This window comes from Vibrio sp. NC2, from assembly GCF_025195005.1.
Classification (GTDB): Bacteria; Pseudomonadota; Gammaproteobacteria; order Enterobacterales; family Vibrionaceae; genus Vibrio; species Vibrio splendidus.
This window is the reverse complement of the sequence record NZ_JANVFC010000010.1, coordinates 123,948-136,494: the sequence shown is the minus strand read 5'-3', so window position 1 is coordinate 136,494 and position 12,547 is coordinate 123,948. Positions and strand designations below refer to the sequence as shown.

Here is a 12,547-nt window from a genome sequence, read left to right as displayed (position 1 = left end):
AATAGTACAAATATACATTGTCACTCTATTCTTATGGATAAGTGAGATAAATGTGAATAAGCCAATCTTCGTCGTAGTACTCGCTTCGTTTACGTACGGCTGCGGTGGAAGCAGCTCCAGTGACAGTAGTGATCCTTCCGATACCAATAACCCAGGAATGCCCGCTGGTGTTGTTGCTCCCTATGATATTACCAAGTATCAAAACATTCTTTCCAGCTCAGATCTTCAGGTATCTGATCCTAATGGAGAGGAGGGCAATAAAACCTCTGAAGTCAAAGATGGTAACTTCGATGGTTATGTCAGTGATTATTTTTATGCTGACGAAGAGACGGAAAATCTGATCTTCAAAATGGCGAACTACAAGATGCGCTCTGAAGTTCGTGAAGGAGAAAACTTCGATATCAATGAAGCAGGCGTGAGACGCAGTTTGTATGCAGAAATAAGCTTGCCCGATATCGAACATTCGATGGCAAGTTCACCGGCTGATTACGATGAAGTGACCGTGCTACAGATCCACAATAAAGGTACAGACGAGAGTGGTACGGGTTATATCCCTCATCCGCTATTGCGTGTGGTTTGGGAGCAAGAACGAGATGGCCTCACAGGTCACTACTGGGCAGTCATGAAAAATAATGCCATTGACTGTAGTAGCGCTGCTGACTCTTCGGATTGTTACGCCACTTCATATAATCGTTATGATTTAGGAGAGGCGGATCTTGATAGCTTCACTAAGTTTGATCTTTCTGTTTATGAAAACACCCTTTCGATCAAAGTGAACGATGAAGTTAAAGTCGACGAAGACATCACCTACTGGCAGCACCTACTGAGTTACTTTAAAGCGGGTATCTATAATCAATTTGAAAATGGTGAAGCCACGGCTCACTTTCAGGCACTGCGATACACGACCACACAGGTCAACGGCTCAAACGATTGGGATACTAATGATTGGAAGTTGACGATTCCTGCGAGTAAAGACACTTGGTATGGAAGTGGGGGTGACAGTGCGGCTGAACTAGAACCTGAGCGCTGTGAATCGAGTAAAGACCTTCTCGCTAATGATAGCGATGTCTATCATAGCGATATTGACCTTTCTTATTTCAATACCGATGAAGGAAGAATGCACTTTAGAGCAGATATGGGTTATGGCACTAGCACACAAAACTCTAGCTATATTCGCTCTGAGCTCAGGGAGTTGTATCAAAGCAGTGCTCAACCGGATTGTAGCACCAGCGATGAAGATACAAGTTGGTATTTGGACGATACAAGAACCAATAAAACTAACCATCAGCTCACCGCAACTTTGCGAGTTGAAGATTACCCGAACATCAACAATCAAGATCCAAAAGTGGTACTTGGACAAGTCCATGGTTGGAAGATCAATCAAGCATTGGTGAAGTTGTTATGGGAAGGAGAGAGTAAGCCAGTAAGAGTGATACTGAACTCCGATTTTGAACGCAACAACCAAGATTGTAACCATTGTGACCCGTTCAGTGTCGAATTAGGCACATACTCAGCTAACGAAGAGTGGCGGTATACGATTCGCGCCAATCAAGACGGTGTCTATTTGGCGACTCATGATTTAGATGGAACTAATACTGTCTCTCACCTAATCCCGTGGGGAAAGGATTACTCAGATAAAAATGGGGACACGGTCTCGTTGACGTCAGATTGGACATCGACAGACATCGCTTTCTATTTTAAAGCGGGCATCTACCCACAACTTAAGCCTGATAGCGACTATGCGGGTGAAGTGTTTGATGTGAGCTTTAGTTCTCTAAGAGCAGAGCATAACTGAGTTCTCTGATGTTTGATTAGCCATGTCGGTAATGAAGAAGACCATATTGATACCTACAATGTGGTCTTTTTTGTTTTTGGACACTTACAGTGATGTGTTTGGAAGGACAAATGTTCTGCATAGATTGATACAAACACTTATTATTACAGCTCTGTTTCTTTGCTCTTGATAGCCCATTTTGCATTCGAAATTTTCATATATCGTCTTTTATCAATAGGAAATGTGATCCAGTTAAAGTATGGAAAAATCGGAAAGTGTTCCTAGTCTCATTTATCCAACGAAGTGTTTTATTTGTATTATAAGATTACGTAATATTTTCGTGTTATCGCAAATACTGATAGGTGTATCGCCTTATAGCTCGTGTTTGCTGATTTAGCTTTCACTTACGAACGCTGTCTTTGTATTATAATAATGGATTAAATATGAAACAAATTACTCTAAAAACTTTACTCGCTTCTTCTATTCTACTTGCGGTTGGTTGTGCGAGCACGAGCACGCCTACTGCTGATTTTCCAAATAACAAAGAAACTGGTGAAGCGCTTCTGACGCCAGTTGCTGTTTCCGCTAGTAGCCATGATGGTAACGGACCTGATCGTCTCGTTGACCAAGACCTAACTACACGTTGGTCATCTGCGGGTGACGGCGAGTGGGCAACGCTAGACTATGGTTCAGTACAAGAGTTTGACGCGGTTCAGGCATCTTTCAGTAAAGGTAATCAGCGCCAATCTAAATTTGATATCCAAGTGAGTGTTGATGGCGAAAGCTGGACAACGGTACTAGAAAACCAACTAAGCTCAGGTAAAGCGATCGGCCTAGAGCGTTTCCAATTTGAGCCAGCAGTGCAAGCACGCTTCGTAAGATACGTTGGTCACGGTAACACCAAAAACGGTTGGAACAGTGTGACTGGATTAGCGGCGGTTAACTGTAGCATCAACGCATGTCCTGCTAGCCATATCATCACTTCAGACGTGGTAGCAGCAGAAGCCGTGATTATTGCTGAAATGAAAGCGGCAGAAAAAGCACGTAAAGATGCGCGCAAAGATCTACGCTCTGGTAACTTCGGTGTAGCAGCGGTTTACCCTTGTGAGACGACCGTTGAATGCGACACACGCAGTGCACTGCCAGTTCCTACAGGCCTGCCAGCGACACCAGTTGCTGGTAACGCACCGAGCGAAAACTTTGACATGACGCATTGGTACCTATCTCAACCATTTGACCATGACAAAAATGGCAAACCTGATGACGTTTCTGAGTGGAATCTTGCAAACGGTTACCAACACCCTGAAATCTTCTACACAGCTGATGACGGCGGCCTAGTATTCAAAGCTTACGTGAAAGGTGTACGTACATCTAAAAACACTAAGTACGCGCGTACAGAGCTTCGTGAAATGATGCGTCGTGGTGATCAGTCTATTAGCACTAAAGGTGTTAACAAGAATAACTGGGTATTCTCAAGCGCTCCTGAATCTGACTTAGAGTCGGCAGCGGGTATTGACGGCGTTCTAGAAGCGACGTTGAAAATCGACCATGCAACAACGACGGGTAATGCGAATGAAGTAGGTCGCTTTATCATTGGTCAGATTCACGATCAAAACGATGAACCAATTCGTTTGTACTACCGTAAACTGCCAAACCAAGAAACGGGTGCTGTTTACTTCGCACATGAAAGCCAAGACGCAACTAAAGAGGACTTCTACCCTCTAGTGGGCGACATGACGGCTGAAGTGGGTGACGATGGTATCGCGCTTGGCGAAGTGTTCAGCTACCGTATTGACGTTAAAGGCAACACGATGACTGTAACGCTAATGCGTGAAGGCAAAGACGATGTTGTACAAGTGGTTGATATGAGCAACAGCGGCTACGACGCAGGCGGCAAGTACATGTACTTCAAGGCCGGTGTTTACAACCAAAACATCAGCGGCGACCTAGACGATTACTCACAAGCGACTTTCTACCAGCTAGATGTATCGCACGATCAATACCAAAAGTAATCTAACCTTATAAACCCAAGCCTCCAACTCTCAGAGTTCGGAGGCTTTTTTGTGCCTGTTGTTTAGGCAGAAACCATCAGTTATTAAAGATAAACATATAGATTAAAAGCTGGTGGCTGACCTTGACTTCTGCTTTCAACATCCTCTTTCCAATCCCCCTAATCTAATATCTAACGTATAGTCTTTCATTCGCTCATAGACCTGTATTCGTAAGACAGGGTTAACCAATCTAGGGATAGTGTCTAAGAGTGTCTAAGAGTGTCTAAGGTTGGTTTTTGGTGTGATTAAACCAGAAGATGAATTGGTATCAATATGCACCAATGCTTCTCTATTTTCAAAGTCGAATTTACAGGCTGCGGATGTTTCAAATGCTAGAGAATGGGTTAACGATGATAGATCAGGGTAGAAATTGAACTTGAGGCATTAAATGGGTAATACAGAGCTCTATTTGCCTCTTCAGCTAATAGTGTTGGTTTTAAAAAATTAACATGCTGTTTTGATGAAATATTAATGCATCATTGATTCGACAGATATTAACGAGTTTATATAAGCTGAATTTGTAGTGAGTGTTAAGTATGTACATCCAAGTAAGCTAATAGGTGGGCGTCTGCGAGTTAGCTTCTGACAAATGAACGATTTAGGTAAGTTGAATGGAATAAAAATGCCGTCACAAGGACGGCATTTTTGACAGAGTCTTAAGTTAACTTACTACTCAGCGTTTAGAGGGTCTTCTGCAACAACCGTAGAGAATGTACTTGAGTTGTATGGCGATGCACTTAAATCTGCGCCAATGCTGTAGCTCTCGTAGTCATCAGAAAAGATTTCAGTCGTTCCTGCTGTGTCAGAGTAAACTATGTAATCATCGACGAACAATGTTGTATCTGCTGTGCCACTGTTCGATGAAAACTTAATGGTTGTCGCGGTAACTTCCACACCAGGTGTGGTGTTTTGTGACGTGTAAGGGCCATACTCAGTACCATTTACCTTAACGGTGTAAGTGCCTGCAGCATCTAAGCTTGATGTGTCCCAAGACATCTCTAGGTCAATCCATGAACCAGGAGTAAATGTAGTTACTTGAGTAGCTTCTCCGCGAAGGGTGATTTTCCCTTCATCAATTTTGAACTCACCAATTAAGGATGATGTTGAATTCTTTGTATCAAAAAGAGAGACATACGCAGATTCACTTTCAGCAGCATCATAGTACATAGAAACTTTATGCGTACCTGTTGTCATACCTGAATCAAACTTGTAGCGCAATTCTCCAGTGTCGCCTGTATCAGTATCAGTAATAGCGGCGACTTTATTGTCTACTGGGTCAGGAGTTTCGGGCTCTTCACCCGTTAAGCTCACTACAGATGCTTCTGATGTACTGCTGTTATAAGGTGCTGTTTTTAGGCTCATGCCGACAGAGTAGTCGTTAAAATTATCATTAAACTCTTTAACATACTGACCAGTAGTGTCATCAAAAGAGTAAATTTCTAGATTATCAATAATAAGTTCATAAGGTGTCGTATCACCATTAGTTCCTAATCTCAGAGCAATTACTTGAACTTCACCAGAAGAAGCGTCAGCTATGTCGCCAACATAGTTAGTTCCATTAATTGTAAAAGTATGAGAATCTGCAGTCCAAACGACCTCAACATCAGCTGTAAATATACCATTTTCATCAGTTTCATAAGTACCAACTGAACCCAATGAACCGGTGTTATCTCGCGCCTGGATTTGGCCACCACCTATAGCAATGTCACCATGGTGATAAGTATTACTCACCTTGTTTTCGCTGTTCGTAGAATATAGAGAGATATAAGCGTTGTTTTGACCAACATCGACTTCATCGCTGTCTTCATTAATTCGGTAAGTTAAATCGGCAGTAAGCTTGCCTGAAGAAATAGTATTACCAACTGTAGAACTTGAATCCGTGATTTTAAGTCTTAATTCACCGGTGTCACTTGTTAAGGTGTCCAAAAGTTGAGCGGCATTGTTCACTCCTGAGGATTCATCGGCATTGTCTGCAGGGCCTGTGACACTAGTATCATCAGCGTAGTCCGTACCTGATAGAGGGACATTGGTATCGGTGATTGAAACACCACCATCAGAAACTGCGTAGTTACCATCTACTGAGATTGTGCTGACAGAACCATCATCATTGAACAAGGTAAAGGCTACTTGGCCTGAAGTATCATCTTCAACTGTTTCTGTATAAGTGGTTTCAAATCTTTCGTATTCGGTGTTGGATACTGCATTACTTGAATCGTCGGTATAGAAATACAACGTCGAGCCATCGGCAGAAAATCGATAAACGTTGGGTAAACCACCATCACTTGATGATGAATAAGCTGTCGAGAATACAGCCGTATCAGAAAACTCCCAATAACCATTTAATAATGCTGAAGTTGGTGTTGCTGGATCGGTAGAACCATCCGTCGGAATAGGTAAACCATCACTGTTACAACCGAATAATAAACCTGTCGAAAGAGCGACAGCTGTAGCGACTTTAGAAATCTGCATAAAATATTCTCTTTATGATATTAAATCCATATGTAAATCACATAAGAAATAGATAATGAATAGTCGTTAAATATTTATTAGGATGAAGCTAATTCTGATTAGAACATCCTATTATTTAAAATAAAGTAATTAAAATATGCCCCAATAAATTACAAGAGGAGAGGGCTATTTTATAGTTTGACTATTTTATTATTAGAATGAGTAAGCAATACCTACACGGTATTTAGCTTCACGATCTTTTGAAGATGAGCTGATATCAGAAGACCAGATTTCAGCAAAAGGTTTCCAAGAACCGAACTTGTAGTTTACCTTTAGGCCAGCATCCCATTCCCAGTCATCACTATTATAAAGAAGTACGTTATCCAAAGATTTCACATAGTTTGCTTCGTAAGAAAGGCCAAGCTTAGGTAGAGATTCAATTTTGTAAGAACCCGTCAGTGTAACTTTAGACTTTTGAGCTGATTCTAGACGTTCGCCAGTTTCAGAATCTTTGTCACCAAATTGTGTGTAGTTGCGGAAATCAGCATATTCATGACGGTAACGAATTGCAGTCGTTAAACCCATGTCTGCTTTATAACCAACGCGGAACTGAGGTTTGAACGTAACCTTCTTCATCTTCCAGTCGCCATCGTTAGCATTAGGCTCATCCCAATCCCAAGCAATAGGCATACCCATTTGCAGATACCAATTGTTGTCTATTTTGTATGTCGCTGTGTTATCAATCTCCATACCATAGATGTACCAATTGCCATCATAGAAGCTTCTACTGTTCGCTGATTTAACAGAACCTGAATCTTCATCATAGTATGAATCATCAGTGTGAAATTTAACTTCTAGGCCAGTAGAGTGCTTCCACTTGTCTGACAGCTTAAAGCTTTCACCTAACTTAACTCGGTGTTGATGGCGAGCGTCTACGTGAGCCGTATCACCATTAGTCTTTGTATAATCCGTCGCAGCACGATACTCGTAACGATAATCAAGAGATGCACTGGCAGCTGTGCCCGCTAAAAGAGTACATGCAACAGCAGCAGCAATTTTTGTAACAGAATTCATACCTTTGTCTCACTATTATTTTTTATTCTGGATACATCCAATGTACCCCTGGCTCACAAACCAATACCTTACATGGTATTAAATTAATGTATGACAAATATGATATTTATTCTTGGGTTAAATTTCTGTGAGATCTATCAAAAGTTCCGAATAATGGCCTGTTTATATAGCTAAATGTTATGAATATCCCAATTTAAGGCTTACCAATCAAATCAATCATGACTCACTTCTCATATTAACAAACCTTGTAAGCCCATGCTGATGTATGTGTTAAAATAATACAAATATAAGGATGTTCTCACGATTTCATATCGATGTTCTAGTTATTGTGGTTTAAACATAGCGGAGCATGTTGAGGAATATAGATATAAACCACCGCCAAATGTTTGGTAAAAGTTAAAAGATGGCGAAATGTAAATTCTATTTATTGGTTGGTTTATTTAAGTCGAAGAGAAAATATTTAGTACTAATTCGTGTTCAAAAGTAGTTTCTGTGCTGAGAGTGTACTCAGTATCTGTTAACAATAAAGGATGAGTCATGTTTAAGAAAAACATATTAGCAGTGGCGTTATTAGCGACTGTGCCAATGGTTACTTTCGCAAATAACGGTGTTTCTTACCCCGTACCTGCCGATAAATTCGATATGCATAATTGGAAAATAACCATACCTTCAGATATTAATGAAGATGGTCGCGTTGATGAAATAGAAGGGGTAGCCATGATGAGCTACTCACATAGTGATTTCTTCCATCTTGATAAAGACGGCAACCTTGTATTTGAAGTGCAGAACCAAGCGATTACGACGAAAAACTCGAAGAATGCGCGTTCTGAATTACGACAAATGCCAAGAGGCGCAGATTTCTCTATCGATACGGCTGATAAAGGAAACCAGTGGGCACTGTCGAGTCACCCAGCGGCTAGTGAATACAGTGCTGTTGGCGGAACATTAGAAGCGACATTAAAAGTGAATCACGTCTCAGTTAACGCTAAGTTCCCAGAAAAATACCCAGCTCATTCTGTTGTGGTTGGTCAGATTCATGCTAAAAAACACAACGAGCTAATCAAAGCTGGAACCGGTTATGGGCATGGTAATGAACCACTAAAGATCTTCTATAAGAAGTTTCCTGACCAAGAAATGGGTTCAGTATTCTGGAACTATGAACGTAACCTAGAGAAAAAAGATCCTAACCGTGCCGATATCGCTTATCCAGTGTGGGGTAACACGTGGGAAAACCCTGCAGAGCCGGGTGAAGCGGGTATTGCTCTTGGTGAAGAGTTTAGCTACAAAGTGGAAGTGAAAGGCACCATGATGTACCTAACGTTTGAAACCGAGCGTCACGATACCGTTAAGTATGAAATCGACCTGAGTAAGGGCATCGATGAACTTGATTCACCAACGGGCTATGCTGAAGATGATTTTTACTACAAAGCGGGCGCATACGGCCAATGTAGCGTGAGCGATTCTCACCCTGTATGGGGGCCTGGTTGTGGCGGTACTGGCGATTTCGCTATCGATAAAAAGAACGGCGATTACAACAGTGTGACTTTCTCAGCGCTTAAGTTGAACGGTAAATAGCACATAGCATAACCAATAGGCTAGCTAGACGCAGTCCTTAAGGAATATTTTCGAAGACCACTTAACCGAATGTTGAGTGGTCTTTTTGTTTTATATGAGTCTTAAGATGACCTTGGTGTTAATGTGACCTTGGTATTAATGTGACCTTGGTATCTATGAGGGTGTACGTGAAGCCTACTAATGAAAGGTACAGCTAAAACAATACAACCTTGTCAAAAGACAAGGTTGTATTCAGAAAGCGTAGGAAGATTTTAGGACGGCAACTCGATACGGAGTTTAGTCATACATCAACTCTTTGGCTTTATCGGCATCAAACTCTTTAAGAGACTTTCGAGCCAAATGACGGAATGGGAAAGCTTTAACGACTTCTTCGAATGGTTGGATAGCGAAAGCCCAAAAGATAGAACCGTCTAATCCAAAGATGATCAATGCACACAATGGAATTGAAATTACCCATTGACCAGTAAAGTTGATTTTGAAGACTGCGGTCGTTTTTCCTAGTGCTCTTAATACATTCCCATGAACCGTGTTGTAGCCACGGACAATCGGCAAGAAGATGTAGAGTGGGGCGATAACGGCCAATGCTTGATAGGTAGACTCATCCAAGTTCGGGTAAATGTCACCAATGACCAGGCTTAAGGCTGCGAACAAGATTGCACACACAAAAGAAATGACGACCGCAATATCAATACTGGTATCGACGTTTTTGACTAGGTCATCCATCTTTTTAGAGCCAATTGCTTGGCTGATAGTAATCGCGGAAGAGTGAGCCCAAGCAGTAATAAATTGAGAGACAGCCCTGATCCAAGGCATCACTAAAGTAATCGCAACATACGCGTTGATGTTAAGTTGCGAATACAGTAACTGATAAATCGTTGCGCCAATCAATAGCATGGTTACATTTGCTGCGACAGGGAATATCTCGATAAAGTGACGACGAACGTTTGTCATGAACTCAGATCGCTGGGCGTCTAATTTGAGTGAAATTGCCGAGCTTAAATACACGCAAAGAACCAGATACACAAGGCGAAGGGTGATAGCAATAACACTGCCTAGCGCGGCGCCTTGAACACCAATACCTTCGAAATTTGAAAAGCCGTGAATGAGTCCATAAGAAAGTACAGCGTTGATCGGCAATTCAATCAAATACCCTTTAAACGGTATCTTGGTTCTTCCTAATGCATTAAATAGGGCGATAATTACTTGCGTTAATGCTGTGAAAATGACGAGATACTTTGAGATATCAAGGTAGTGGCTGATTTCTAAGTAAAGGGCTTTATCGTCGGTTAAGGCTTGAATTAAAGGCTGTTCTAAAAAGGTGAGCAGAAACCAAAATATTGTCGCGATACCTAAGTTGATGAACAGACCTGCCCAAAACGCTTTGGATAATGAAGCGGTAATGCCAGAACCCACGGCGCGGCTCAATACTAGCTGAGTGCCGTTTGCCAGCGCCATTTGAATACCGAGTACAAAGGCAACCATAGTGGTCGCAATTCCCATGGCAGCCAAAGGTATTTCACCAAGAGGAGAAACCAGCAGCGTATCGATCATCAACATCGACTGCATCAATATACCGTTTAGGGCTAGGGGCCAGGCGAGAGAGAAATTTTTCCTTACATACGATTGTGTAGACACAAACAACACCTTATGTGTGTAACCGTAAGTTTTCTCTGAGAGGACCCGAGTTCAACATTTAAAGATGAAACACTACGGTAATGGATGGTTAAAAATGGGCGCTAAAACAGACTGACTCGTGTATTGGGATACACGAGTCAGTCTGGTCAATCTTGGTTATGCGATGGCTAATTCAACCCTAGACAGCTTTTGGTTTTCATCATCAAGTAAAGCTTGAGAGGCTATTCGAGCCTGATTCGCATTGCCTGACATAATCGCATCGTATATCGCTTTGTGCTCTTCTAAACAGAAGCGACCGCCTTCGGCAGAGTGGTCGATAAACTGTTTGAAAATTGTCGAAAGAATGTTCGCGAACGGAATGTAAAACTGGTTACCCGTCGATAAGAAAATCGTTTGGTGAAACAGATGATCGTTGGTTGTCCACTCTTGATAATCAAAGCCGTTTGCGGCAATGGTCATCTTTTGGAAAAGGATCGAAAGCTCTTTGCGTTGCTCTACCGTAGCGTTGGATGCTGCAAGCGCACACGCTTCTGGGTCAATCGCTTTTCTTAAGCCTAAGAATTGAGATAAAAAGGGTTTGGTGTCTTCTAAATCTTGGATCCAATACAGTAATTGAGGATCTAAAAAGTGCCATTGCGTTCTTGGTTTGATACGAGTGCCCACTTTAGGCTTTGATTCAATCAACCCTTTTGCTGAAAGCAGCTTAGTGGACTCTCGAAGGGCAGTTCTGCTGACTCCAAAGATCTCGCACAACTCCATTTCGCTAGGTAACTTCTGATTTTCTTTCAACTCGCCAGACAAGATTTTGCGAGCAATTTGTCTCGCGACTTGAACATGAATTCGGCGGCTTGAATCTTCCACCAATGTAAATATTGACATTTAAACCACCTGAAATTGAAACTTTGAAAACAAAAAAAGCCAGACGAATCTGGCGCTTAGTGTCAGTGTATACGTCTAATATAGTGTGAGGTTTTCCCTCATCTATTTGGGTCTGATGACCTTATTTAGTGTGACGGTCTTAACGACTTTATATAACTTAACGATTCTATATAACTTCGTGAGCTTATATTAGTCAGCTAGCTAGGGCGTTATTTGTCCGCCGTTAACATCTAGGATTTGCCCTGTGATGTACCCGCTGCAAGCGTGCGATGCAAAGAAAGCAAATGAAGGGGCAACTTCATCAATATTGCCAAAGCGCCCCATTGGAATGTTGTTAGCGATGGTCGCTTTCAGATCGTCGCTTTTGCCATCGTGAAATGCGGTGTCGATAGTGCCCGGTGAAACAATGTTGAAACGGATATTGTCTTGCGCGAACTCTTTCACCCAATTGCGGTGAATGTCGTGTAACCACGCTTTAGATGCGGCATATACGCCAGCACCCACACCACCGCCTTCGCGAGCGGCAATAGAGCCCGTGCTAATCACACACGATGTTTGCCCCGATAGAGCAGCAGATGCACGCAAGTGCGGGATAGAGAACTTAGTTGTCATCAGCGCGGATCGAACATTTAGGTTCATCACACGCTCATAAAACTCGTCATCGATATTTTCTAGACTTGCACGCCCACCAAGGCCACCTGCGTTGTTAATCAACACATCCATGCCGCCAAAATGGTCGGTGAACTCTTTGACTAACCTTTCGCACTCTAATGTGTCCATTAGGTTTGCAGGAAAAAACGCAACATCGCCACCCAATGCGGTGAGTTCGGTGAGAACGTCATCGACTTTTGGGCTGAAAGCACGACTATTGATGCCAATCTTTGCGCCGTACTTTGCAAAAATGCGTGCAGTAGCTAAGCCCATACCAGCAGTAGAGCCAGTAATTAAAATGCGTTTGCCTTTTAAATCGTTAAACATCAGAGTCGCCTATATTGTAGATTATTTGCGTCAATAAATCATACAATAACACTTGCTATATTCAAGAGTGTTCATCTAAAAACTGATCATTACCGACATAAATAGTGAGAGTAAGAGTGGTTTTGTGAGTTCA

8 protein-coding genes are annotated in these 12,547 nt (G+C 42.1%); 3 read left to right on the top strand and 5 right to left on the bottom strand.

What is annotated here, in order from left to right; translation table 11 throughout:
• Positions 1–52: 52 nt before the first annotated feature.
• Together NX845_RS14565 and NX845_RS14560 are read left to right on the top strand one after the other, a co-directional pair.
• A complete protein-coding gene (locus NX845_RS14565; RefSeq protein WP_017095151.1) occupies positions 53–1,795 on the top strand; it encodes a polysaccharide lyase family 7 protein in 1,743 nt (580 codons plus the stop codon).
• Between the two features lie 422 nt (positions 1,796–2,217).
• The gene (locus NX845_RS14560; RefSeq protein ID WP_065682235.1) at positions 2,218–3,786 is read left to right on the top strand and encodes a polysaccharide lyase family 7 protein; all 1,569 of its coding nucleotides are present in this window, start codon (positions 2,218–2,220) and stop codon (positions 3,784–3,786) included.
• Between the two features lie 708 nt (positions 3,787–4,494).
• On the opposite strand, the gene NX845_RS14555 is transcribed toward NX845_RS14560, so the two are convergent.
• Positions 4,495–6,294 (bottom strand): hypothetical protein, encoded by a 1,800-nt coding sequence (locus NX845_RS14555; protein WP_065682234.1) that lies wholly within the window; start codon positions 6,292–6,294, stop codon positions 4,495–4,497.
• 192 nt (positions 6,295–6,486) lie between these two features.
• Entirely contained in the window at positions 6,487–7,347 is an 861-nt protein-coding gene (locus NX845_RS14550; RefSeq protein ID WP_017095148.1) for an oligogalacturonate-specific porin KdgM family protein, read from the bottom strand.
• A 537-nt stretch (positions 7,348–7,884) separates the two neighbouring features.
• Here NX845_RS14550 and NX845_RS14545 point away from each other — a divergent pair.
• Entirely contained in the window at positions 7,885–8,922 is a 1,038-nt protein-coding gene (locus NX845_RS14545) for a polysaccharide lyase family 7 protein (protein WP_017063622.1), read from the top strand.
• Between the two features lie 276 nt (positions 8,923–9,198).
• Here NX845_RS14545 and NX845_RS14540 read toward each other — a convergent pair whose 3' ends face one another.
• The 3 genes from NX845_RS14540 to NX845_RS14530 form a co-directional block, all read right to left on the bottom strand.
• Positions 9,199–10,566, bottom strand: a complete 1,368-nt coding sequence (locus NX845_RS14540) for an MATE family efflux transporter (RefSeq protein ID WP_083994925.1) — start codon at positions 10,564–10,566, stop codon at positions 9,199–9,201.
• A 147-nt stretch (positions 10,567–10,713) separates the two neighbouring features.
• Positions 10,714–11,436 (bottom strand): FadR/GntR family transcriptional regulator, encoded by a 723-nt coding sequence (locus tag NX845_RS14535; protein WP_004733529.1) that lies wholly within the window; start codon positions 11,434–11,436, stop codon positions 10,714–10,716.
• A 201-nt stretch (positions 11,437–11,637) separates the two neighbouring features.
• Positions 11,638–12,414: an SDR family NAD(P)-dependent oxidoreductase gene (locus NX845_RS14530; protein ID WP_004733530.1), complete on the bottom strand. Its 777-nt coding sequence runs from the start codon at positions 12,412–12,414 to the stop codon at positions 11,638–11,640.
• Positions 12,415–12,547 lie beyond the last annotated feature (133 nt).

Bases quoted from the DNA above. Each gene is read 5' to 3' on its own strand.
- NX845_RS14530 (WP_004733530.1), bottom strand. From the start codon at position 12,414: ATGTTTAACGATTTAAAAGGCAAACGCATTTTAATTACTGGCTCTACT.
- NX845_RS14550 (WP_017095148.1), bottom strand. From the start codon at position 7,347: ATGAATTCTGTTACAAAAATTGCTGCTGCTGTTGCATGTACTCTTTTA.
- NX845_RS14535 (WP_004733529.1), bottom strand. From the start codon at position 11,436: ATGTCAATATTTACATTGGTGGAAGATTCAAGCCGCCGAATTCATGTT.
- NX845_RS14545 (WP_017063622.1), top strand. From the start codon at position 7,885: ATGTTTAAGAAAAACATATTAGCAGTGGCGTTATTAGCGACTGTGCCA.
- NX845_RS14560 (WP_065682235.1), top strand. From the start codon at position 2,218: ATGAAACAAATTACTCTAAAAACTTTACTCGCTTCTTCTATTCTACTT.
- NX845_RS14555 (WP_065682234.1), bottom strand. From the start codon at position 6,294: ATGCAGATTTCTAAAGTCGCTACAGCTGTCGCTCTTTCGACAGGTTTA.